General features: G+C 59.5%; 17 protein-coding genes and 2 pseudogenes. 12 read left to right on the forward strand and 7 right to left on the reverse strand.

All coding sequences use genetic code 11. The features are described 5' to 3' along the window. Positions 1-22: 22 nt before the first annotated feature. Entirely contained in the window at positions 23-760 is a 738-nt protein-coding gene (locus FHT85_RS14310; RefSeq protein ID WP_112410835.1) for a FadR/GntR family transcriptional regulator, read from the reverse strand. 193 nt (positions 761-953) lie between these two features. Continuing rightward, on the reverse strand, positions 954-2,396 hold the full coding sequence (locus FHT85_RS14315; protein ID WP_112410836.1) for a M81 family metallopeptidase: 1,443 nt from the start codon (positions 2,394-2,396) through the stop codon (positions 954-956). Positions 2,397-2,581: 185 nt separating this feature from the next. Here FHT85_RS14315 and FHT85_RS30550 point away from each other — a divergent pair. Together FHT85_RS30550 and FHT85_RS30360 are read left to right on the forward strand one after the other, a co-directional pair. Then, positions 2,582-2,694, forward strand: a pseudogene (locus FHT85_RS30550) (IS6 family transposase); the annotation flags it as partial. Between the two features lies 1 nt (position 2,695). After that, a pseudogene (locus tag FHT85_RS30360) lies at positions 2,696-2,799 on the forward strand (IS6 family transposase); the annotation flags it as partial. Positions 2,800-2,909: 110 nt separating this feature from the next. Here the strand turns inward: FHT85_RS30360 and FHT85_RS14325 are convergent. Continuing rightward, positions 2,910-3,683, reverse strand: coding sequence for a FadR/GntR family transcriptional regulator (locus tag FHT85_RS14325; RefSeq protein WP_246779988.1), 774 nt, complete (start codon positions 3,681-3,683; stop codon positions 2,910-2,912). 430 nt (positions 3,684-4,113) lie between these two features. On the opposite strand from FHT85_RS14325, the gene FHT85_RS14330 reads away from it, so the two are divergent. The 3 genes from FHT85_RS14330 (at position 4,114) to FHT85_RS14340 (ending at position 8,960) form a co-directional block, all read left to right on the forward strand. After that, positions 4,114-5,577 carry a DHA2 family efflux MFS transporter permease subunit gene (locus tag FHT85_RS14330; RefSeq protein ID WP_210207998.1) on the forward strand — a complete coding sequence of 488 codons (1,464 nt, stop codon included), beginning with the start codon at positions 4,114-4,116 and terminating at the stop codon, positions 5,575-5,577. Between the two features lie 421 nt (positions 5,578-5,998). Further along, positions 5,999-7,045: an NAD(P)-dependent alcohol dehydrogenase gene (locus FHT85_RS14335; protein WP_112410838.1), complete on the forward strand. Its 1,047-nt coding sequence runs from the start codon at positions 5,999-6,001 to the stop codon at positions 7,043-7,045. 172 nt (positions 7,046-7,217) lie between these two features. Further along, positions 7,218-8,960, forward strand: coding sequence for a cation:proton antiporter (locus tag FHT85_RS14340; protein ID WP_112603396.1), 1,743 nt, complete (start codon positions 7,218-7,220; stop codon positions 8,958-8,960). 4 nt (positions 8,961-8,964) lie between these two features. Here the strand turns inward: FHT85_RS14340 and FHT85_RS14345 are convergent, their stop codons facing one another. Continuing rightward, entirely contained in the window at positions 8,965-9,876 is a 912-nt protein-coding gene (locus FHT85_RS14345) for an acetamidase/formamidase family protein (protein WP_112410840.1), read from the reverse strand. A 142-nt stretch (positions 9,877-10,018) separates the two neighbouring features. Further along, positions 10,019-10,969, reverse strand: a complete 951-nt coding sequence (locus FHT85_RS14350; RefSeq protein WP_112410841.1) for a GlxA family transcriptional regulator — start codon at positions 10,967-10,969, stop codon at positions 10,019-10,021. An 85-nt stretch (positions 10,970-11,054) separates the two neighbouring features. Here FHT85_RS14350 and FHT85_RS14355 point away from each other — a divergent pair, with 85 nt between their 5' ends. The 3 genes from FHT85_RS14355 to FHT85_RS14365 all read left to right on the forward strand — a co-directional run bounded on the left by FHT85_RS14355 (position 11,055) and on the right by FHT85_RS14365 (position 14,200). Then, positions 11,055-11,744: a DJ-1/PfpI family protein gene (locus FHT85_RS14355; RefSeq protein ID WP_112410842.1), complete on the forward strand. Its 690-nt coding sequence runs from the start codon at positions 11,055-11,057 to the stop codon at positions 11,742-11,744. A gap of 260 nt (positions 11,745-12,004) precedes the next feature. Further along, the gene (locus tag FHT85_RS14360) at positions 12,005-13,003 is read left to right on the forward strand and encodes an alpha/beta hydrolase (RefSeq protein WP_112410900.1); all 999 of its coding nucleotides are present in this window, start codon (positions 12,005-12,007) and stop codon (positions 13,001-13,003) included. A gap of 363 nt (positions 13,004-13,366) precedes the next feature. Continuing rightward, positions 13,367-14,200: an alpha/beta fold hydrolase gene (locus FHT85_RS14365; RefSeq protein ID WP_112336919.1), complete on the forward strand. Its 834-nt coding sequence runs from the start codon at positions 13,367-13,369 to the stop codon at positions 14,198-14,200. Between the two features lie 77 nt (positions 14,201-14,277). Here FHT85_RS14365 and FHT85_RS14370 read toward each other — a convergent pair whose 3' ends face one another. Then, positions 14,278-14,451, reverse strand: a complete 174-nt coding sequence (locus FHT85_RS14370) for a hypothetical protein (RefSeq protein WP_015342656.1) — start codon at positions 14,449-14,451, stop codon at positions 14,278-14,280. 239 nt (positions 14,452-14,690) lie between these two features. On the opposite strand from FHT85_RS14370, the gene htpG reads away from it, so the two are divergent. The 4 genes from htpG to FHT85_RS14390 all read left to right on the forward strand — a co-directional run bounded on the left by htpG (position 14,691) and on the right by FHT85_RS14390 (position 21,015). Next, the gene (htpG, locus tag FHT85_RS14375; protein ID WP_112410843.1) at positions 14,691-16,583 is read left to right on the forward strand and encodes a molecular chaperone HtpG; all 1,893 of its coding nucleotides are present in this window, start codon (positions 14,691-14,693) and stop codon (positions 16,581-16,583) included. A 275-nt stretch (positions 16,584-16,858) separates the two neighbouring features. Then, positions 16,859-17,632 (forward strand): siderophore-interacting protein, encoded by a 774-nt coding sequence (locus FHT85_RS14380; protein WP_112410844.1) that lies wholly within the window; start codon positions 16,859-16,861, stop codon positions 17,630-17,632. Positions 17,633-17,968: 336 nt separating this feature from the next. Further along, positions 17,969-19,708 carry a type I secretion system permease/ATPase gene (locus FHT85_RS14385; RefSeq protein ID WP_112410845.1) on the forward strand — a complete coding sequence of 580 codons (1,740 nt, stop codon included), beginning with the start codon at positions 17,969-17,971 and terminating at the stop codon, positions 19,706-19,708. After that, positions 19,705-21,015: an HlyD family type I secretion periplasmic adaptor subunit gene (locus FHT85_RS14390; RefSeq protein WP_112410846.1), complete on the forward strand. Its 1,311-nt coding sequence runs from the start codon at positions 19,705-19,707 to the stop codon at positions 21,013-21,015. The genes FHT85_RS14385 and FHT85_RS14390 overlap by 4 nt, the downstream gene beginning before the upstream one ends. Positions 21,016-21,105: 90 nt before the next feature. Here FHT85_RS14390 and FHT85_RS14395 read toward each other — a convergent pair whose 3' ends face one another. Beyond that, positions 21,106-22,542 carry a family 16 glycosylhydrolase gene (locus FHT85_RS14395; protein WP_112410847.1) on the reverse strand — a complete coding sequence of 479 codons (1,437 nt, stop codon included), beginning with the start codon at positions 22,540-22,542 and terminating at the stop codon, positions 21,106-21,108. Positions 22,543-22,753: the final 211 nt, after the last annotated feature.

The raw sequence follows: 22,753 nt of genomic DNA on the forward strand, positions 1-22,753 counted from the left end.
TCGAGCGTGGCGGGACTTTTGGTCAGACCACCTCCTCAGTCAGCGGTTCCTCGGCTTGGCGTGCATCCAGCGAGGTGATGCGGATCAGGCTTTCCTGCAGCATCAGCAAATGTTCGCGCATGGCTTCGCCCGCCTTCATCGGATTGCGTGCCGCAATCGCATCGATGATCGTCATATGCTGGGCATAGGAGACCGGGCGGGTCTTGTTGATGCTGCGGGCCAATTCGCGAATGGTTTGCCAGGCTTCATCCTGACGGACATGATTGATGACGTCGAAAATGGTGAGGAAGAACTGGTTGCCGGCGCTTTGTGCAATCAGCCGGTGCAATGCGCCATCCCAAAGCTCTCGGCTGTCGGCATCGTCGCTGGCGGTGATCTTCTTCGCCAGTTCGTACATACGGTCGATGTCGTCGGGTTTGGCGCGCATGGCGGCGAGCTGAGCCAATTGCGGCTCGATGCGCAGCCGAACTTCCATGACCTCCATGAGATCCGTGCCGGCCACCAGCGTGCTGACATGCTGGCTCCAATCGGCCGGGCGCTGCCCGACATAGGTTCCCGAGCCCTGCCGGCGCCAGACGCGGCCTTCCGCTTCCAGCACCTCGAGTGCTCGCCGGATCGCACGCCGGCTGACGCCGAGGTTTTCCGAAAGAGCCCGCTCCGTCGGCAGCTTTCCGTCAGCCGGGAGATCTGCCGAATTCAAAAGCCCACGGAGCCTTTCCAGGGCATGGACCGAATTTTCCGGAAGGCTGTCGATTGCCATATTGAGAGGTGAACCAATTTGAAATTGGTTCGATAGAAATTGAACTCGTTCGCCTCGTCAAGCGCTTTTTTGTGCAATTTCGGTAATGCACAATCTTTGTGCGTGATAGGGAAAAGGCGACCCATAGAAACGAGCCGTCTTCTTGATATGGCCAATTGACGATAGCCGCTATTGCGGTTCTTTGACTTGAGCTTCAGCGGCCGACGGCGCGCGCGGAAATCGCTGTCTCAGGCGTAAAGTCGAAATCCTTGTCGAAGGGATAGGTTAGCTTCGTCTTGCGCAGCCGCGGCAAGCGTTCGACAAATTGATCGACGACACCGGGGGACAGAGCCATCAGGTTCGGGTTGGCGATCGGCGCCAGCTCAGGCGAAAGGTAGCCGGATTTGACGACAATGATCTTCGCTTTGTGCGGAGCGAGGCCGAGGCGGGTGAAATCGGCGATATTATGATAGGGGCGGCGCGTGGCCGACAGCACAAGGTCGATGCCGCCGATGGAAACCACGGCCTGCCTGTCGGTCGCTTCTTTAGTCTCCAGCAGATACTTGACGATGAAGCTGCCCGTCACCGGCTTACTGCCCTTGGTGTCGAGCGATGCGCCGACGGAAAGACTGAGAGTGGCGCCGAGGCCTGCGGCATAGCAGGCTTCCGTCGCGGCCCTGTCAGCGATGCCGGCAAAGATGACGCCTTGTGCTCCCTTGGCAATCAGTTCCGCCAGCACGTCGGCGCGATCACCGACGCCGCCACCCGTTGGATTATCGCCGGATTCCGCCAGAACCACGGGCGCAGTCGTGCTGGCGATTGCCTTGGCGACACATTCTTCGAGCGAGCCGGTCTCCGAGCCGAAAACGAAATCCTTTCGCACATCCCAATAGGCCTGCGCCAGTCGTTTCGCTTCGCGTTCGAGCACGGCGCGATCCGTGCCGGTCATGATGGCGGCGGCCGTTGCGCGCGGTTCGTCCGCCCAGACGTAACCGACCATGAGCGATGCATCCCAGACGCCGTCGATGGCATCGATTCCGGGCAGCATATCGTAAAGGCTCTTGGCCGGTTCATCGACGGTGCTGGTGCGTTCGCCCGGCAGTACCACGGGGATCGGCGCCCAGAGCAGGATGGGTTTTACACCGGTCTTCAGGCTTTCCGTCAGCATCTTGACGGCGCGGCGCATGGTTTCCCCGACATCAATATGCGGCGCGGTGCGATAGGTGGAGTACATATCGAGCGCATCGATGATGCGCTGGGTGACATTGCCGTGCAGGTCGTAGCTTGCCGAGACCATGCAATCGTCGCCGACGATGGCGCGAGCCGCACTGATCCAGTCGCCTTCGGCGTCTTCCATGCCTTCGACATACATCGCGCCATGCATGGCGAGATAAAGCCCATCGAGCGGCAGTAATGATTTCAATCCTTCCAGAAACTCTGTCTTGAAGGCTTCGTATGTATGACGGGCGACCGGACCGCCGGCGATCGCTCTGGCATGAATGGTTGGCAGGAACTCGCCGTCATAATCCCTAAGGAAGGCGAAGTAGGGCGAGGCAGTCAGCTCTGGGCCGCGTAAAACGCGAAAATCCTTCTCTTCGTTCAGGACGGGATTGTAGGTGCTGCATTCGATGTGAATGCCTCCGACGGCGATGCGCATGGGAACCTCAATAGGGGTTGGGACCAATCAGGAAATTATGGACGGCAATGCTGGCGGCGTCCCGTGCCCAGACATCGGCATCATCTTTCTGCGGGTACATTGTTGACCGGGAAGTTGCGTTCGTAAACTCTTACAATGTCAAAGCTCCCGTCAAGTAGCTTTCGGTTGGCGAGATAGTTGCAGGAATTACCGCCTCTTGCGCCAGCTACAAGAACCACCGCTTTCCACCGCAGATCATTGCTCGTTCGGTCTGGCTGTATTTGGGTTCCCTTTGAGCCTGCGGTTGGTCGAGGAAATGCCGAAGTGTCATCACCGACAAACTGCGCTCATACGGCGCTGCAGGCGAAATGTCATGCCCGCCGTCGAACATCGATCCCACAAGGGCCTGAATAATCGTGCGGAGATCCCGATTACGCGAGATGCCGGTCGCGGGTCGTCGGCGCCCAAGGCGGATGCACCGGAAGCCATGACCATTAGCGGGAAGACAGGGCACCGGGGGCAGGGTGTGATCTGTCAGAAGCCGTAGTCGCGCGCGAGCCAGGCTTCCAGCAGGTTTCGCGATGCCTTGATTGCGGCGCCCGTATCCTGTGCGAGAATGGCGTCGAGGATCGCCTTGTGGAGGGGCAGGGCGCGCTTTTGTCCTTCGGCTATGTCCTCATGGCCCGAAAGCGTGCGGTTGGCGTAGATCCCGACCGCGATCAGATCAATCAGCTGCGAATAGATCATATTGTGCGTAGCGGCGAAGATCGCCGTATGGAAGCGCAGGTCGGCATCGGCATTGCTGTTGACGTCGCCGATGGTGGACGCCATCTCTTCGTAAGCAGATTTGATGGCTGCAATGTCGCTTTCGGTGCGGCGGAGTGCTGCGCGCGCCGTCGCCTCCGGTTCGAGCGCCAATCGCAAGTCCTTGATCGATCGCATGATTTCGACTGATGGGCCGGTCTCGTAATACCAGACCATGACATCCGTATCGAGATGATGCCAGTTGGAGCGTTCCTTGACGCGCGTGCCGACGCGGGTCTTGATCTCGACCAATCCCTTGCCGGCCAGGCATTTCATCGCTTCGCGGATGACCGTGCGGCTGATACCGAATTGTTCGACGAGATCTGGCTCATTCGGCAGTGTCGTGCCGACCGGATAGTCTCCGCCGACGATGCGGCGACCGAGTTCGTGGACGAAATAGCCGAAGACGCCGCGCCGCGGGATCGTACCGTATTTTCGCACAAAGGCATCGAAGGGCGACTGCGTTACGATCAGTTTCGATTCCGGGGTAGCCCTGGAGGTCATTGCGTCCTGGCCATGTTTCATTATGCGGGGCTCTCGTTCCTTATTGATGCGCCGTTGGTAAGAACAATCGTCAGCCTATGTCGATGCGGAGGCTCCTTGCCAGCATCTCGGCCGGCTTGGGGCTGCTCCATAGTGTTGTGGTATCGATCCCATTGTACTTCCCGCGGCATTTTCCGATGAAAACCCTAGCATGTCTTCCATATACATGCCTACTGGCAACGAATTGACTGATCTGTTCACCGATTTGAACAGGTTAGCCTCGGGCCTGTTTGGGTCGGCAACGGTATCGGCGTGGAGATCAAATTGCGTACCATTCGCTAAGCGAAACGTGATCGCTCAATCGATTGATGGGACGATTTCGGCTATCGTAAACGTTCCCGAACCGGTTAAATGCAGGCGGGATGCGAGGCGGATTCGGAGTTGCTGATCCATGAATGATATGTCCACACCTGGGCACAGGGAGGAGGTGCGGGAGGCGGGCTCGCGTTCGCTGTTGATAGCACTGCTCGTGGCTGGCGCCTTCTTCATGGAGAATCTCGACGGTACTGTCATCGCGACCGCATTGCCGCAGATGGCCATTTCCTTCGGCGCCCGCCCTGTCGATCTCAATATCGGCATGAGCGCCTATCTGCTGACGCTTGGCGTCTTCATTCCGATCAGCGGCTGGATCAGTGATCGCTTCGGCGCGCGTCTGGTGTTCACGACAGCCGTCGTCATTTTCACGCTCGCCTCCGTCCTCTGCGGTTTTGCCAATGGCGTCGGTTCTTTTGTTGCCATGCGCATCCTGCAGGGCATCGGCGGCGCGATGATGGTGCCGGTAGGCCGTCTTGTCGTCTTGAACAATACGCCGAAGGACAAGCTGATCTCGGCCATTGCGACGATCACCTGGCCGGCGTTGGTGGCGCCGATCCTCGGGCCGCCGCTCGGCGGCTTCATCACCGATCATGCAAGCTGGCGTTGGATCTTCTTCCTCAACCTGCCGCTCGGCATATTGGCTTTCATCTTCGCGCTCATGCTCATTCCGGAAACGAAAAGCACGGCGCGCCCACCGTTTGATTGGATCGGCTTCATCGTTAGCGGCATCGGGCTTGCGAGCCTGATGTATGGGCTGGAACTGATCGGTCGCCCAGATCCGGTCTGGCTGGAAGCCTGGACCTACGTGATCGTCGGCTTTGTCCTGCTGGCCATCGCCGTTTTCCATTTTCTCCGCACGGAGCATCCGCTCATCGATCTCTCCGGGCTGAAGCTGCCGACGTTCGCCATCACCATCTCAGGCGGATCGTTGTTCCGCACGGCAATAGGCGCCGTTCCCTTTCTGCTGCCTTTGATGTTCCAGGTTGGTTTCGGGCTGAGCGCTTTCCATGCGGGCATGCTGACGCTTGCCGTCTTTGCCGGCAATTTGGCGATGAAGCCGGCAACGACGCCCATTCTGCGCCGCTTCGGCTTCAAGCCGGTGCTGATCGTCAATGGTCTTCTGAATGCCATCTTCATCGCCGCCTGCGCGCTGTTTTCGCCCGATACGCCGCTCTGGTTCGTCGTGCCGGTGCTGTTCATCGGCGGCATGTGCCGGTCGATGCACTTTACGGCACTCAACACGATCGCTTTTGCCGATATCCCACCGGGGCAGATGACGGGTGCCAACACGCTGTTCAGTACAGTCTTTCAGCTGACGATGGGCATGGGCATCGCGGTTGGCGCTATCGGCATACGTATCGGCCAGGCAATCAGTGCGCCATTGGGGGTCGATGGTGTCGTCGCCATCGAGTTCCGTCTGGCCTTCGTGCTGCTCGGCATCATCGCGCTTCTAGCCGTGCTGGATTGTTTGCCGCTTGACCGCAAGGCAGGTGACAACGTTTCGCGCAAGCCAAAGCAGAACGCAAGGAAGGCGGCGTAGCGATGTCAATATTCGAAGTGGTTAGTATGGGAATTGGATGAGATTATAATGCAGCAATATTGCTGGAATCGCCATCAGGATGATCAGAAGCATTGCGACGCTTGCCGCGCGCATCATCTTCCTCCGGCGGGCGCGCTGACCGGTCCAATCATATACTGCCATAATGAGCCCCTCCTTCTCATTAGTGATTAGAAAGACAAGAAATGGAACGCCAGTCAATATCGGCAATAGCGAGCTAAATAATAAGTATTCTCTAATATGTTGAGGATGAGGCATACTTTGATGGCCGAAGAGAGCCGTCGAACTTCATCTGCAAGAGCCTAAAGAGCGTTTTATGATGCTGGCTCAGACGATATAACGAACAAGGATTTCGTGCCCCGTGTCAGCGGGACATTGGTTGCTTTGGAAGAGGAAAAGGCAAATGAGCAAGATGCGCGCCCTGGTTTTGGAACGTCAGCATGAGCTGGCGATCCGCGATATCGATCTGCCGCAGCAGGTCGGGCCTGGCCAGGTGAAAATCAAGATCCACACTGTCGGCGTCTGCGGATCGGATGTGCACTATTACACCCACGGAAAAATCGGGCCCTTCATCGTCAACGAGCCGATGGTTCTTGGTCACGAAGCGGCGGGAACGGTGGTGGAAGTCGGCGCAGGCGTGACGCATCTGAAGATCGGCGACCGTGTCTGCATGGAGCCCGGCATTCCCGATGCCAATTCCAAAGCCAGCCGTCTCGGCATGTACAATGTCGATCCCGCCGTCACCTTCTGGGCGACGCCGCCGATCCATGGCGTGCTGACACCCTTCGTCGTGCACCCGGCCAACTACACCTTCAAACTACCCGATAATGTCAGCTTTGCGGAAGGGGCGATGGTCGAGCCCTTCGCCGTCGGCATGCAGGCAGCCACCAAGGCGCGCATCACGCCTGGCGACACCGCCGTCGTACTCGGCGCCGGCCCGATCGGTATCATGGTTGCGGTTGCAGCCCTTGCCGGCGGCTGCGCGCGGGCGATCGTTGCCGATCTCGCCCAGCCGAAACTCGATATCGCCGCGCAGTATCAGGGCGTCATTCCGGTCAATATTCGCGAGAAGAATCTCGTCGAAGAGGTCGATCGCTTGACCGATGGCTGGGGTGCGGATGTCATCTTCGAATGCTCGGGCTCGCCGAAGGCGTGGGAAACGGTGATGGCGCTGCCGCGCCCCGGCGGTGTCATCGTTGCCGTCGGCCTGCCGGTCAATCCGGTCGGCTTCGACGTCTCGACGGCATCGACCAAGGAGATCCGCATCGAAACGGTCTTCCGTTATGCGCATCAGTATGAGCGTTCGATCGCGTTGATCGCCTCCGGTCGAGTCGATCTGAAGCCCTTGATATCCGAGACATTTGACTTCGAGGACTCGATTAAGGCTTTCGATCGCGCTGTCGAAGCCCGTCCGACCGACGTCAAACTGCAGATCGTCCTCGACCAATAGGATTTCGCTGTCACATCGCCTTGCCTCAAGTCCTTTGCGGGCTTCACGCATCGGCAAGGCGATGTTTTTCCTTAGGTTTCATATCTCCCGTAGACGGCCCGGCAAAAGCGATGCTAGGTAGCCTTTCAAAGAGGGAAACAGGCTTTAACGCCGTGAAACGGGAAGGACAGCCGTGCCGCACGACGTTGCACTGATCGCATTGATTGCCGCGGGCTTCGTATTCGCGGCCATTTTCGGCTATCTGGCCGACAGGCTGCATCTGCCGCCGCTGGTCGGTTATCTGGTGGCTGGCGTCATCATAGGTTCGTCAACCCCTGGTTTCGTCGCCGATGTTTCCCTCGCATCGCAATTGGCCGAGATTGGTGTCATCCTGCTGATGTTCGGCGTCGGCCTGCATTTCTCGGCCGCTGATTTGCTGGCGGTACGTGGCGTCGCCATTCCCGGAGCCATCGGCCAGATTGCGATTGCGACGCTGCTGGGTGTGGGTTTGACGTCGCTATGGGGCTGGAGCGTCGGCGCCGGCGTGGTCTTTGGCCTCAGTCTTGCCGTTGCCAGTACGGTCGTGCTGCTGAAGGCGCTGGAAGAGCGCAATCTCGTGAGTTCGACCAATGGCCGTGTCGCCGTCGGCTGGCTGATTGTCGAAGATCTGGCCATGGTGCTTGCGCTCGTGCTTTTGCCAGCCTTTGCCGGCGTTCTGGGCGGTCATGCGGATGCCGGCGGCCATGCCGCTTCCGGTTCGATCTGGCTGACGATCGGCATGACGCTGCTCAAGGTCGCAGCCTTCGCGGCTGTCGCGATCTTCATTGGCCCGCGTGTGGTGCCATGGCTCCTGACCTCGGTTGCGCGCACGGGTTCGCGCGAACTTTTCACGCTGTCGGTGCTGGCAATTGCGCTCGGCATCGCCTTCGGTGCAGCAGAAATCTTCGGCGTATCCTTTGCGCTCGGCGCCTTCTTTGCCGGCCTCGTGATGAGTGAATCGCATCTCAGCCACAGGGCGGCGGCCGACTCCCTGCCATTGCAGAATGCCTTTTCGGTGCTGTTCTTCGTGTCCGTCGGCATGCTCTTCGATCCGTCGGTTTTGATCCGCGAACCGCTGATGATTATCGGCGTGCTTGCTCTGATCATGCTCGGCAAGGCGTTGATCGCTTTCTGTGTCGTGCTGCTGCTGCGCTATCCCGCCAGCATCGGCTTTGCAGTTGCCGCCGGACTTGCGCAGATCGGTGAGTTCTCCTTCATTCTGGCCGGGCTCGGCGTCTCGCTCGGGCTGCTGACGCGGGAAGGACAGGATCTCATCCTTGCCGGTGCGATCCTGTCGATCACGCTCAATCCGCTGGCTTTCTACGCCACGGAAAAGCTGGAAAACTGGGCTTTTGCGCGCTGGCCCTTCCTGGCGAACAAATATGGCATGGCCAAGCAGGAGGCTCTTCGCCGCCAGTTGGCCGTCATCAACAAGCAGCGCGAGGAAAGGGATCGTCAGCATCATCTCGAGATCGAGCAGCTCATCGAAACTTTCCCGATGTTTGCCGAACTTGATGATAACGAGCATGAGGAGCTGCTGCTGCTCTTCCGCCCGAGATCGGCGTCGCCCGGCGACCGGGTGATCCGAACCGGCGATCGCGGCGACAGCATGTTCTTCATCGCTTCGGGCGCTGTTGAGGTACAGCTGGAGGATGACGAGATCCGGCTCGGCGCCGGGGCCTTTTTCGGCGAAATGGCGCTGTTGACGGGCGCGCGCCGCACGGCCGATGTCGTCGCCGTCGATTTCTGTCAGCTCTTCGTGCTGGACCGCCGCGACTTCAATCTGTTCATGTCGCGGCATCCACAGCTGCGTGCCGCCGTCAGCCGCATGGCGCGGGAGCGGCAGGAAAGCAATGTGTCGCGCCAGCGGCGCGACCTTTCCCAGGATGCGAGCTGATATTTTATCGGCGTTTCAGCCAGGATTTCGAGACCCGGCAGGCCATGGTGTAGGCGGGGTCGAAGACGTTGCCGACATCGTAGCGCACGACCTGACCGAGCAGGTGGCTGGCCGCAGTTTTGTCGAGACCGTAATCTGAGCCGAGCCAGCGCAGCATTTCGCTGGTGGCGTGTTGCAGGGCCTGATCGAGCGGCCGGGCATTGCCTATGGTGAAAATATCCTCTGCCGTCTCGCCGCGCGGCCAGGTGATTGTCTTCTTCTTTTCCACGCTCAGGCGCACCGTCACCTCGAATGTGGTCTCAATGCCGGTGCCAACGATCTCGCCGTCCCCTTGCACCGCATGGCAATCGCCGAGGAAGAAAAGCGCGCCCGGCGCCGCGACCGGAAACCAGATGGTCGTGCCAGGCCCGAGCAGGCGATAATCCATGTTGCCGCCGAACTCGCCACTTGTGGCGGTCGATATGGCCTGACCGAGAGACGGCGCGACCCCGAAGCAGCCGATCATCGGAGCGAGCGGCAGGCTAAGTGTCTCGAGACCCGCGACCGGTTCGGCCAGTCGCGCCGTAAGATTCTGGCGGTCGATCTGCCAGATCGCCTTCTCGCCTGCCGGCAGCGCGCGGATATCCTGTGGATCGATAACATTGGCGGCGACCACGCTGCGGGTAAAGCCCGTATCGCGCGTCGGCACCATTGCGAGAATCTCGACCTTGAGAGAATCTCCCGGTTCTGCGCCTTCGACGAAGATCGGGCCGTTCATTGGATTGGGGCCGGATATCTGGCGAATTTCGTTTTTGTCGTAGCCGGCGGCATCGAGCGTTTCGGTAACGACCGTATCGCCATCGGCAACATGCAAGGCCGGTGGCAGCGAGCCGATGACATTGTGATAGGTGTTGGGAACGAAACGGTGCATTGCCATCTTGCTTGAGCCTTATGTGGATTCCAGTTGCGGCAGCCTATGACGACTCTGAATGTCTGCGAAAGGGTGCAGCGACCATATTTGTGCAGAAAAGCCCACTTGGCTGAGGTGCGGGACAAATGTTTGCCGACGCAGTCAGGCCTCATCCAAAATGATCGCGAAATGCCTGCGGCGTCGTCCCGAATTTCCGCATGAAATTGCGCCGCATGGTTTCTTCCGAAGCGAAGCCGCAGCGCATGCGTGCCTGATGCACGCTCAGGCCTTCTTCCAGAAGGCGGCGGGCCGCTTCGATGCGGATTTCCTCCACCGCGCGTGCAGGTGTCCGCCCGGTCGCTTTCAGATAATGACGCGAGAAGCTGCGTGCGCTCATATTTGCCTGCTCGGCGAGCGCCGGCAGGGAAAGATCGGCGCGCAGATTGTCCATGATCCAGCCATGCAGACGATCGAAGCGTTGGCCGCTTTCCTGAAGCCTCAGCGCCGCGCTGAACTGCGCTTGGCCCCCCGGACGCTTGAGGAAGACGACGAGTTCGCGAGCCACGGAAAGTGCCAACGAGCGACCAAGATCGGCCTCGACCAAAGCAAGCGAAAGATCGATCCCGGCAGTCACGCCGGCGGAACTCCAGATCTGCCCGTCCTGGACGAAGATCGGATCGGGCTCGAGCTTCACTTGCGGAAAGCGCTTGGCAAATTCTTCGCAACGATTCCAATGGGTCGCTGCCCGCCGCCCATCCAGAAGACCGGCTTTCGCAAGCAGAAAGGCGCCGCTGCAGACGGAGGCTATCCGACGAGCATTCGCGGCTCGCCGGCGCACCCATTCGACCAGGCCGAGGTTCTCACAGGCTTTATTGACGCCCCAGCCGCCAGCGATGATCAAGGTGTCGAGCGGAATATCGCTACTGCCGAGTGGGGCGGTCATCAGCGCGAGACCAGAGCTGGTTCGGGTCTGTGGGTTTTCCGCGACAACGATGGCTTCGTAGGGTTTCGGCTGATCGAGCTCACGCGCCGCCTCGTTGGCGCTGGTGAAAACCTGCAGCGGACCCGTGATGTCAAGCAGTTGGGCGTTGTCGAAGGCAAGAATTTCGATGCGGCGCATGATTGGCAAAAAATGACGGTGGTTTGGCAAATGTGCCAGAGCATTGTCGCATAGGCTTGGAAAAGTCAATCATCGGAGACATGTCATGACCATCCGCTTCGGCCTGCTTGCGTTTCCAGGCGTCCAGCAACTCGACCTGACCGCACCCTACGAGGTATTCGCCTCGATGGATGATGCGGAGGTGCATCTCTTGTGGAAGGACACGTCGCCCATCGTGTCGGCAACGAAGCTGGTGTTGCAGCCAACAACGACGTTTGCCGAATGCCCGCCGCTTGACGTCATCTGCGTGCCCGGCGGCGTCGGCGTCAATGCATTGCTGGAGGATACGGCCGTCCTGAACTTCGTCCGGGAACAGGCGGCCCAAGCCCGCTTCGTGACATCGGTATGCACCGGTTCTCTCGTCCTTGGAGCGGCCGGCCTGCTCAAGGGCAAGAAGGCCACGACCCATTGGAATGCGCTTGATTTCCTCGAGAATTTCGGAGCCGTTGCCTCGCCGGGGCGCGTCGTACGGGATGGCGATCTCTTCACCGCGGGCGGTGTTACGGCCGGTATCGATTCCGGACTGACGATCGTTGCCGCCTTGCGCGGTCGAGAGGAAGCCGAAGCGATCCAGTTGTCGCTGGAATACGCGCCCGAGCCGCCATTTCATTCCGGATTGCCCGAGAAGGCCAGCGTTGAGGTGTTGGCTAGAACCAGGCAACGCCTTTCGGGCTCGAGAATGGCACGGCAGGCGATCATCGCTCGCCTCGCGGCGGCCAGACATGGGGCTGAATGAAAAGGACTTGTCCACCGGCACTGTCATCTCAATGAAACGGAGCACCGATAGGGAAGCGATCATCGGTTGATCATGTCGAGGCGATGAATGATAGGCAGGCGGATGAATGGAATTCCTGTCTCATCTCGCCCACCATACTTGACACAAATAGCTTTTCTGCGACCGTGGCATCACGATGGCGTCCATGGCCTTGCGGGGAAAAGGCTTATTTGATGAACGAGTTCCGATCATTGCGCTGCATATCCTGCTTCGTCATGGCAATGGCCGTTCTGACAAGCGCAGGGCTTGAGTCGATATCGCAAGCTACAGCCGCCGAAACCTCCGAGATCGCCCCGCAGACAAAGGCTTCAAGCGAGCAGATCGAGAAGCTGATCGGCACTTTGCGCGATAGCGGTGCGGTGTCCGGAGCCGATCTGTTGCAGCGCCGCTCCGCTTTCGAGAAGCTCATGGCGTCGACGCCAGGCCCGGCGCGTGTCCAGATACGGCGTGTCGACGCGAACGGTGTGGATGGTGATCTCATCTGGCCGGCTCGGTTGCATCATCCAATCGGCCGACGCGCCATTCTTTATCTGCATGGCGGCGGTTTCTATAGCGGCTCGCTTCGGACGCACGCCAACATAGCGGGTTCGCTCGCCAAGGCGGCCTCGGCCGATGTGCTGTTGGTCGACTATCGCCTCGCGCCCGAAAATCGCTTCCCCGCGCAAAGAGATGATGCCATTGCGGCTTATCGCTGGCTTCTGACATCGGGATACAGGGCCGGCAACATCGTTATCGCCGGCGAGTCGGTTGGTGCAACTCTGGCCATCGAAGTCGTTTTGAACCAGCTTAGGCTGAGTGGTCCGCTTCCCGCTGCTGTGGTCGCGATGAGCCCGGTCACCGACTTCGCCGCAACGGGGGAGTCCCTGGCCGCCAACGCTGCCAGTGACCCTTTCATGAACAAGGCCGAGCTCACCCTCATCCACGATGCGTTCGCGCGTGATCGTCCAGCAGTCGATCCCGACATGTCGCCGTTCTATGGCAATGTCTCGGGGTTTCCCCCACTGTTGATCCAGGTCGGCGCGCGTGAGGCACTGCTCGATGACACCTCGCGGTTCGCAGATAAGGTACGCCAGGCAGGCGGCAATGTGAGCTTGGAAGTCTGGCCAGGGATGATCCATCAATGGCAGATTTTCCCGTTCTGGCTCGACGATGCGAGGAAGTCGAACGAACGCGTCGCGCAATTCGCGATCGCGCATTTTGTCGATAAGCCCATGCAATAATTATCGTGCAATTATTAACAGTTAAGCAGCGCCTGATTTCGAAACTTTCGTTCAAGAGACCGATGTGACTTCGCAAGTCCACGAAATTAAATAATTGCCTTTCAATTGGTTATCGCAATAAATAATCGCTAGATAATTTTGTGTGGACATGAAAATCGAAATGCGCTAATCACATAGATGTCGCGATAATAAGTCGCACGATAAATTTAAGTGGAGATTGAAATGAGCCAGTCGATCCCTCAAGCTACTCGTCGGGGCGTTATGACAGCCGGGCTCGGCCTTGCCGCCGCTGCAGCCGTCGCCCCCTTCGCTCAACCTGCACAAGCCTCTACAAAGCAGCCAACTTCGAAAGGTAAGGACACAATGAGCAGCAGCACGATCACCACCAAGGACGGCACGCAGATCTTTTACAAGGACTGGGGAACAGGCCAGCCGATCGTCTTCCATCACGGATGGCCCCTGAGCTCAGACGATTGGGACGCCCAGATGCTATTCTTCCTTCACCAGGGCTACCGCGTCATCGCCCACGACCGTCGCGGCCACGGCCGCTCCAGCCAGACGGCGACCGGAAATGAAATGGATACCTATGCCGCCGATGTGGCGGCTCTGGCCGAGCATCTTGATCTCAAGGGCGCCATCCATGTCGGCCATTCGACAGGCGGCGGCGAAGTTGCGCGCTATGTCGCCCAGTACGGCGGCCATGGTCGCGTCTCGAAGGCCGTGCTGATCGGCGCCGTACCGCCGATCATGGTCAAGTCCGACAAGAACCCGGGCGGCCTGCCGCTCGAAGTCTTTGATGGCTTCCGTGCAGCACTTGCGGCCAACCGCGCTCAATTCTTCCGTGATATTCCTTCAGGTCCGTTCTATGGCTTCAATCGTCCCGGTGCCGCTGTTTCGCAGGGCGTCATCGACAATTGGTGGCGGCAGGGCATGATGGGCGGCACAAAGGCCCATTATGATTGCATCAAGGCTTTCTCTGAAACGGACTTCACCGAAGACTTGAAGAAGATCGAAGTGCCGACGCTCGTCATGCATGGCGACGACGACCAGATCGTGCCGATCGCGGACTCGGCCCTTCTGTCCTCGAAGCTGCTGAAGAACGGCACGCTCAAGGTCTACAAGGGCCTCCCGCACGGCATGGCCACGACGCATGCGGACGTGATCAACGCGGACCTGCTCGCCTTCTTCAAGGCCTAAGCAATAAGAAGATCATGCGCCCGCCGAAAGGCGGGCGCTTCACAGCCTGCCGGGTGCTGTTACCACCCCCAACCATTTCAGCTGTCGAGTTTCAACGAAAGCTGAACGGCGCGCGGCAAGGGCGGTAGCGGCCGGCTGATTTCGACACGGCGCGTCCATGTGGCGCGCCGTTCCTGTTCGCGCTCCCGAAGGGCCTTCGAGACAGCGACAAAGGTCATTGCACGTTCGATGACTTGCTCGGCTTTGGTCATGGATATCTCCATATGTTCACTTTATGTTCTCATATTGATCTCATAAAGTCAAGCTTCGGGCTTTGTGCCGGTAGGTCTCCGATATTCTACCCGCGCGTTTCATGATGGCTGGAAAGCCGGAGCGGCACCTTCTATCGCGGCCGAAGGCCAACCTTATTGGCCGCCCAAGCTTGAAATTTCCCTCGTCTTCCGCCACCTGTTCGGCGCGACTTTCAACATTCCCAGGAGACTAGACGCATATGACAACCACCACCGCAGAGATGACCGCCGAGAGCCACGTCTTCGAGGCCGACGTTGCCCGCCTTCTGCATATGATGGTTCACTCGGTTTATTCGGACAAGGATGTCTTCCTGCGCGAGCTGATCTCGAACGCGGCCGATGCCTGCGAGAAGCTGCGCTATGAGGCGATTGCGCAACCCGGCCTGCTTGCTAACGATCCCGACAGCCGTATCCTGCTGACGCTCGACGCCGACGGCGGCAAGCTCATCGTGGAAGATAACGGCATCGGCATGAGCCGCGACGAGATGATCGAGGCGCTCGGCACGATCGCCCGCTCCGGCACGCGCGCCTTCATGGAGCGCATCGAGGCCAACAAGCAAGGCGAGGGCGCGCAACTCATCGGCCAGTTCGGCGTCGGCTTCTATTCCTGCTTCATGGTTGCCGATCGCGTTGACGTTATCTCACGCCGCGCCGGTGCTGAAGATGCCTGGCTCTGGTCTTCCGACGGCAAGGGCGGCTATAGCGTTGCGCCCGTCGAGGTGAACGAGGCTCCCGCGCGCGGCACCCGCATCACGCTGCATCTGATGGAGGATGCCAAGAGCTATGCATCGCGCTGGACCGTTGAGCGCATCGTCAAGGAGCAATCCGGCCATGTGCCGGTGCCGATCAAGATAGCCGAGAAGCCCGGCGAGGAGGCAACGCAGCTCACCGACGGTACAGCGCTATGGACCAAGTCGAAGAACGACATCACGACCGAGGAATATACCGATTTTTATCGCGGCGTTTCCGGCCAGTATGACGAGCCGGCACTGACCGTGCATTTCCGCGCCGAGGGCCGCCATGAATATTCGGCGCTTGCCTTCGTGCCCGGCTCGCAGCCCTTCGATCTCTTCGATCCGGATCGCAAGGGGCGCATGAAGCTTTATGTGAAACGCGTCTTTATCACCGATGAAGCCGAATTGCTGCCGCGCTATCTACGCTTCGTGCGCGGTCTCGTCGACACGTCGGACCTGCCGCTCAACGTCTCGCGTGAGATGATTCAGGAAAGCCCGATCCTGACGGCGATCCGCAAGGGTGTCACCAACCGCATCATTACGGCGATCGAGAAGCAGGCGGAGAGCGATCACGACGCCTTCCTGAAGATCTGGGAGAATTTCGGCAGTCTTATCAAGGAAGGCATCTACGAGGACTTCGAGCGTCGCTCACAGCTTCTGGCGGTTTCGCGCTTCCGCACCACGACCTCGGGCGACGGCTATCGCTCGCTTGCCGACTACATTAGGGATGCCAAGGAAGGTCAGCAGTCGATCTACTATCTCGTCGGTGGCAGCCTGGAGCAGCTGAAAGCTTCGCCGCAGCTCGAAGGCTTCCGTGCCCGCGGCATCGAAGTTCTGTTGCTCACCGATTCCGTCGATAGCTTTTGGGTGACCAATGCCCCGGAATTCGAGGGCAAAAGCTTCAAGTCGATCACGCAAGGCTCTGCCGATCTCGCTCAGTTCAAGAAACAGGATGATGAGGATAAGCCGGAAAGCGAAAGCGCACCCGCCGAAGTCCAGGCTTTCCTCGACTATGCCAAGCAGAAGCTTGCCGATGAAGTATCGGATGTCCGCGCATCCGATCGCCTGATCGAAAGCGCCGTCTGCCTCGTCGCGTCCGAGCAGGGTTATGACCGCCAGCTGGAAAAAATCTTGCAGGGGGCTGGCCGCCTGCAGTCCGGCGCCAAGCCGATCCTTGAAATCAACATGGATCATCCGGTCGTCAAGGCGATTGCCGCCAAGGCGGATGCGCCGTCCCTGCGCGACGATGCGGCCTTCCTGCTGCTCGATCAGGCCCGTGTCCTCGATGGCGACAAGCCGGCAGATCCGCGCGCTTTTGCCGAGCGCCTGGCGCGACTGATGGAGAAGGCGCTGCAGTGATCAATCAGGTCGGCACGGCTCTGAAAAGTCGTGCCGACCTGCTCGGCAGAGCTGGCGTCCGCCTGGGCGGTTGATGCAAAAAAACTTGTCTCTAATTATCATCTTTTCGTTGCGCAAGAAGACGTCCTCTTCTATAGAGGACGTGCACACTGGCCGGATCGCTCGGCCACGTAAGCGTTAACGTCACTCAACGCGTATGATCGAACGGCTCTGCGGCTTCGGTCTGCGCGGCTATGTCCTGCGGATCGAGATCGAAGTGCCTCGAAAGGACACCCATGGATACCCCGCATAATTCCAACACGGCCATCTCCGCCCCAAAGATCGAGCGCGTGCGCCATGAACTGAAGCGGCGCTCCCTGACGGTAACGGCCATCGACAGGATCACTCCCGGCATGCTGCGCATCCTGCTGGCCGGCGAAGATCTCGCCGATTTCGTCAGCCTTGCGCCCGACGATCATATCAAGGTGATGGTGCCGGGTGCCAGCGCGGAAATGGAGCGGCGTGACTATACGCCTCGCCAATACGACACCGAGGCGCGAACGCTCGTCCTCGATTTTGCCGTCCACGAGGCAGGCCCCGCCACGCAATGGGCGCTCGACGCTCGCGTCGGCGACAGGCTGGAGATCGGCGGCCCTCGCGGCTCGGCCGTCGTGTCCGCGGATATCGAGAATTGGCTGCTGATCGGCGACGAGACGGCGCTGCCGGCCATCGGCCGCCGGATTGAAGAGGCGCGAGCTGGTGCGCGTATAACGGCGATCGTCGCGGTTGCCGATGCGCGCGAACATCAAGCATTTCAGACCGATGCGCAGCTGGATATGCGCTGGGCATATCGGCCTTTCTCGGAGGCAGCGGATCCGTCCTCGCTTCTGAAGATACTTCAGTCGATCGATGTGGCCCCGGGTACTTTCGTCTGGATCGCCGCCGAAGCCTCCGTCACGCGGGCCTTGCGCTCCCATCTCGTCGAAGAGCGCGGCTATCCACTGAGCTGGATCAAGGCATCCGGCTATTGGGTCAAGGGCAAGGCCGATACGACGGAGAAATTCGACTGAATGCGGGCACGCGGGCGGCGGGATGTCGCCCGCTTCGGCCGATGTGAGCTCAAGGCATCTTGCCGGAACCGGCGACTGCCCCATTTCATGGCGCAATTGTCCCGCAAATGGACAGGGTGTCCTATGCTAAGATTGGGTTCACCGAAACTGCATTTCGAGCAGATTTCGACTTCCTAAATTATATGGGATCACCGAAGGTTAGGTACGAAGCGAGAGTGGCGGCTGATGCCGTTGACGATCGCCTCATAGGTTTATGGTGCCGAACGGGAGGCGGCGTCATGAACTTGATTAGAAGCCCTGCCGCACGCGACGGCCAATGTTGAGGATCGACGCAAGGTGCTTGCCGTCCCGAAAGACCCGCCGCAGACATTCGCTGTGCTGATGTTGTCGGCGCTTCGCAAGGCTTTCATCGGCATCGCTCTGGCGAGCGCTGCCATCAATGTGCTGGCGCTAACCGGCTCCTTTTTCATGCTGCAGGTTTATGATCGGGTCATTCCGAGCCATAGCTTACCGACATTGTCCGGTCTCGTCATCATCGTCGTGACCCTCTACCTGTTTCAGGGCGTAATCGAATTCCTGCGCTCCATGCTGCTTGTGCGCATCGGCATGTCGCTCGACGAACGCTTGAACAGGAAGGTTTTCGGCGCGCTTCTGTTCCTGCCGAGCAAAAAACAAACGTCGGACGACGGCCTGCAATCGGTGCGTGATCTCGAGCAGATCCGTTCCTTTCTTTCCGGCAGCGGTTCGACGGCGCTGTTCGACCTGCCCTGGGTGCCGTTCTATCTGCTCCTTTGCTTTCTGTTCCACTTCTGGATCGGTTTCACCGCTCTTTGCGGTGCCTTGTTGCTCGTCGGCATTACAGTGGCTGCCGAAATGCTGTCGCGTCGACCGGCCCTGGAGGCGGCCAGGTCTTCCGCGGCGCGTCTCGGCTTCGCCCAGGCCGCGCGGCGCAACTGGGAGGCTGCCATTGCCATGGGGTTTTCCGGCCGCCTCACCGATAAATGGGTCGCCATGAATGAGGATTACCTCACGCACCAGGCGATAGCGAGCACCCGCGTCGGCGCGCTGACCATCACCGCAAAGATCGCGCGAATGATGCTGCAATCCGGTGTCCTTGCCGTCGGCGCGATCCTCGTCATTCGCCAGGAAGCAACGGGAGGCATCATCATTGCGAGTTCGATCCTGGTGACGCGGGCGCTGGCGCCCGTCGAGCTTGCGATCGGCCAATGGAAGGGCTTTGTGGCTGCACGCCAGGGCTGGACGCGGCTTGCCGCACTCCTCGACGCCGCGCCGCCCGCGCCGCAGGCCTTCGCCTTGCCCGCGCCGTCACGGGAGCTCAGCGTCGAGAATATCACCGTGACGTCGCCCGGCAGCCGCGATTTTATCCTGCGCAATGTCTCGTTCAAGATATCGGCGGGAACCATACTGGGCGTCATCGGCCCGAGCGCATCGGGCAAGTCTTCGCTGGCACGTGCGATTGCTGGCTTGTGGCCGGTTGCAATCGGCTCCGTGCGGCTCGATCGTGCCGCACTTTCGCAATGGGATACCGACGAGCTTGGGCAGCATATCGGCTATCTGCCGCAGGATGTAGACCTCTTCGATGGCACGATCGCCGAGAATATTTCGCGTTTTGCCGAGGACATGCCGACGGAGCCGATCATCGCGGCGGCGAAGGCGGCCGGTGTCTACGACATGATCGTCAAGCTCGCGGACGGCTTCGATACGAAGATCGGCGAAGGCGGATCGCGCCTTTCGGCGGGGCAAAGGCAGCGTATCGCCTTGGCGAGAGCGCTTTACGGCGATCCATTTCTAGTGGTTCTCGACGAGCCGAATTCCAATCTGGATGCGGAAGGCGAGGCTGCACTGACGGCGGCGCTTGCAGTTGTGAAGGAAAGAGGCGGCATTGCAATCGTCATTGCCCACAGGCCAAGCGCTCTCGCCGCTGCCGATACGGTGTTGATCATTGCCGGCGGTCAGGTTCAGGCATTCGGGCCAAAGAAGGATATCCTTGGTCCATCGCCAAAGCAGCTCGGAACAACGCATCTGGCCATAGCCGGTGGGGAGACGCACGGATGATCGGCAAGGCCTCGTCATCGAACGAACGTATGATCCGCCGCCTGTCACTGCTGGTGGTAGCGGTCATCCTTCTATTGTTTGGTGTCATGGGCGGCCTTGCCGCCGCCACCAAGATCGCCGGCGCGGTGATCGCGTCCGGCACGCTTGTCGTCGACAGCTATGTAAAGCCGATAAAGCATCTGAAGGGCGGCATTGTCCGCGCAATCCTCGTGAAGAACGGCGAGCATGTCGCCGCGGGCCAGGTGCTCGTCCGGCTGGACGACACCCAGACCCGAGCCAATCTTTCCATCATCCGCAAGCGGCTCAACGAGCTTTCGGCCCGCACGGCGCGTCTAACGGCGGAGCGCGACGGCAAACAGGAGATCGCCTTTCCAGCAGATCTCCTTTCATCTGCCGGAAACGCGGATGTCGCGGCCATTCTGGCCGGCGAGCGGCGGCTCTTTTTCGATCGGCAGGCATCGCGCGAAGGGCAGAAATCGCAGCTGCATGAGCGCATTCAACAGCTTAACCGGGAGATCGAAGGGCTCATAGCACAGGAAGAGGGCAAGCGGCGGGAAATCGCGCTCATTGCGAAGGAGCTCGGAAGTCTCGAAGGCCTGCTCAACCAGGGCATCATCTCGGCGACAAAGGTCTACTCCCTGCAGCGGGAAAGCGCTTCGCTGAACGGCGATCTCGGAAACCTCGTCTCGTCCATCGCCCAGACCAAAGGCAAGATTGCGGAAACCGAACTACAGATCCTGCAGATCGATGCAGACCGCAGTTCGGAAGTGTCCGAGCAATTGCGTCAGGCCGAGAGCGATAGCGGCCAGTTTTCCGAGCGTCTGGTTGCGGCTGAAGATGACTTGAAGCGGATCGACATCAAGGCGCCTCAGGCTGGCATCATCGACCAGCTAAGCATCCATGCTGCAGGGGCCGTCATCTCGCCTGCAGAAGCGATCCTGCAGATAGTCCCCGATAAGGATGCGCTGGTGGCGGAGCTTAAACTTGCGCCGCAGGATATCGACCAGATTACCGTAGGCCAGGCGGTATCCCTGCGCTTTCCCGCCTTCAATCAGCGGATCACCCCGGAGCTGAACGGGCATGTGGATACGATCTCGGCGGATCTGACGACGGATCAGCGTTCGGGACAAAGCTACTATGTCGTGCGGGTCAAGGTGGCAAAGCCTGAATGGGAAAGGCTCGGAGCCTTGACGCCATTGCCGGGCATGCCGGCGGAAGCCTTTCTGCAGACGGGTGAGAGAAGCGTTCTTGCCTATCTGACAAAGCCGATGACCGACCAGATCCGGCGGGCGTTCAGGGAGGATTAGGGTGGTCTCGACTGAGCTGCGGCATTTACCCAGCGGCCGCCCGATTTGCGTCGAACGGCTGCTGCGGAATGGATCAAGTTCCGAGACCGGTCAGATATGCCAGTCCGTCGTATGGGCGGATTGCGCCGAGGTGGCAAGCTGGGTGGTGTGATCGTCCAGCGAATAGGCCTTGATATAGTCGATCTTCATCTCGGATCCGTTCGGGAGTCCATCCGTCGGAGTGCCCGCTACGCCGCCCACTGCGAGATCGACCAGCATGTACATCGGGCCATGCATATCGGCGGGCGTATCGGCATGGGCGACGGCGACGTCGTCGAAATACCAGACGATCTGATCCTTATCCCAGAGCACGCCATAATTATGGAAGCCGTTCGTGCTCGGCACTTCCACCGGAATGGACGTCTTCGTGTGCTCGCCGGTGGCATTCGAATGGACCGTGACATTCACCGTGGTGGGGTTCTGCCCGCGCATCTCCACCACATCGAGTTCCGGTGGCCAGGAGCCATCCTCCGGCAGTAGCCAGAAGGCAGGCCAGACGCCCTGATTGTGTGGCATCTCCGCCCGCATTTCGAAATATCCATAGGTCTGCGAGAAGGTGGAGTGGGTGGTCAGAAGCCCGGATGTGTAATCATGGTTCTCGACGATCGATTTCAACGCATCTGGCGTCTGCTTTGCCGTGATCGTCAGAACGCCGTTGGAGACGGAAAACGGGTTTACCGAGGCGGTCGGCGCGTAAGAGGGGTTGATGTACCATTGCAGCTCATCGTTCAGGCTGCTGCCTTTGTCCGGAGCCCAGGAATATTTAGCATCCCAGGTGCCCTGCGTTCCCTCGTGCAGCGAGAGCGTGTTGAACTCATCCGAAAAGGTCTGCGTCAGCGACGATCTGTCGAGCCCGAGCTGAAACTGATCTTCATGCAGGTCGGAGATGGTCTTGTTGGCGAAGACCAGGCTTTCGCCATTGCCGAGATCGAGCCGGACATTGGCGCCTTCCTGCGTGGAATGGCTGACAACCTGATCGAAGGACGACAGGCCATACTGATTGAGCCTGACCTTGTCGTCATCGCTGAAATCGGTGATGAGATCGCTGCCGTTGCCCTTGCTGATGATGAAGGTATCGGCCCCGCCGCCGCCAATGAGCACATCGTTGCCGCCGCGTCCATCGATGGTCTGGCTGCCGCTGCCGCCGGTGATGATGTTATCGGCGTCGTTGCCATAGGCATGGCGATTGTCGCCCGTAACGGTAAGATTTTCGACATTGGCGGGCAGCGTGTAATCCATCCAGGTGTTGATGGTATCGACGCCGGCATTGGGGCCTTCAGAAACCCGATTGTTGCTCGAGTAGATATAATAGATGTCGTCGCCTGTGCCGCCCATCAGCGTCACGTTGACGGTGTTGTCGCCCCATATGGAATCATTGCCCGCGGTGCCGTAAAGCACCGGGCCGGAGCCGGTGGCGGAAAAGAAGGCTGTCGACGTGTCGCTATAGTAAAGCGGCTGTCCCAGGGCATTCAAAACTGAATTGGGCATCAGAATCCTCTTCCTTTGTGCCGGACGACCTCCTCCACAGAGCTAATATTTCTCCCCGCTCATATGCATCACATAGCGTGCATTGTTTTTCTGCCCACCCCCGCAGCCAAGTTTTTTTGCCGAGCGTGGCTGCGCCTCATTCCTTCGTAGGTGAAGGGCTTTTGACGCGCCGTGCAATCTGCATGCAGTGGTATTTCTCTCAATAGAATTC

Origin of the sequence: Rhizobium sp. BK312, from assembly GCF_014193605.1 — a bacterium.
In the GTDB taxonomy this organism is placed as follows: Bacteria; Pseudomonadota; Alphaproteobacteria; order Rhizobiales; family Rhizobiaceae; genus Rhizobium.

What these genes read in the sequence shown, in the direction of transcription:
- FHT85_RS14395 (WP_112410847.1), bottom strand. Translation starts at nt 22,542, where the DNA reads ATGCCCAATTCAGTTTTGAATGCCCTGGGACAGCCGCTTTACTATAGC.
- FHT85_RS14325 (WP_246779988.1), bottom strand. Translation starts at nt 3,683, where the DNA reads ATGACCTCCAGGGCTACCCCGGAATCGAAACTGATCGTAACGCAGTCG.
- FHT85_RS14310 (WP_112410835.1), bottom strand. Translation starts at nt 760, where the DNA reads ATGGCAATCGACAGCCTTCCGGAAAATTCGGTCCATGCCCTGGAAAGG.
- FHT85_RS14365 (WP_112336919.1), top strand. Translation starts at nt 13,367, where the DNA reads ATGAGCAGCAGCACGATCACCACCAAGGACGGCACGCAGATCTTTTAC.
- FHT85_RS14360 (WP_112410900.1), top strand. Translation starts at nt 12,005, where the DNA reads ATGGCCGTTCTGACAAGCGCAGGGCTTGAGTCGATATCGCAAGCTACA.
- FHT85_RS14335 (WP_112410838.1), top strand. Translation starts at nt 5,999, where the DNA reads ATGAGCAAGATGCGCGCCCTGGTTTTGGAACGTCAGCATGAGCTGGCG.
- htpG (WP_112410843.1), top strand. Translation starts at nt 14,691, where the DNA reads ATGACAACCACCACCGCAGAGATGACCGCCGAGAGCCACGTCTTCGAG.
- FHT85_RS14350 (WP_112410841.1), bottom strand. Translation starts at nt 10,969, where the DNA reads ATGCGCCGCATCGAAATTCTTGCCTTCGACAACGCCCAACTGCTTGAC.
- FHT85_RS14390 (WP_112410846.1), top strand. Translation starts at nt 19,705, where the DNA reads ATGATCGGCAAGGCCTCGTCATCGAACGAACGTATGATCCGCCGCCTG.
- FHT85_RS14315 (WP_112410836.1), bottom strand. Translation starts at nt 2,396, where the DNA reads ATGCGCATCGCCGTCGGAGGCATTCACATCGAATGCAGCACCTACAAT.
- FHT85_RS14370 (WP_015342656.1), bottom strand. Translation starts at nt 14,451, where the DNA reads ATGACCAAAGCCGAGCAAGTCATCGAACGTGCAATGACCTTTGTCGCT.
- FHT85_RS14345 (WP_112410840.1), bottom strand. Translation starts at nt 9,876, where the DNA reads ATGGCAATGCACCGTTTCGTTCCCAACACCTATCACAATGTCATCGGC.
- FHT85_RS14380 (WP_112410844.1), top strand. Translation starts at nt 16,859, where the DNA reads ATGGATACCCCGCATAATTCCAACACGGCCATCTCCGCCCCAAAGATC.
- FHT85_RS14355 (WP_112410842.1), top strand. Translation starts at nt 11,055, where the DNA reads ATGACCATCCGCTTCGGCCTGCTTGCGTTTCCAGGCGTCCAGCAACTC.
- FHT85_RS14330 (WP_210207998.1), top strand. Translation starts at nt 4,114, where the DNA reads ATGAATGATATGTCCACACCTGGGCACAGGGAGGAGGTGCGGGAGGCG.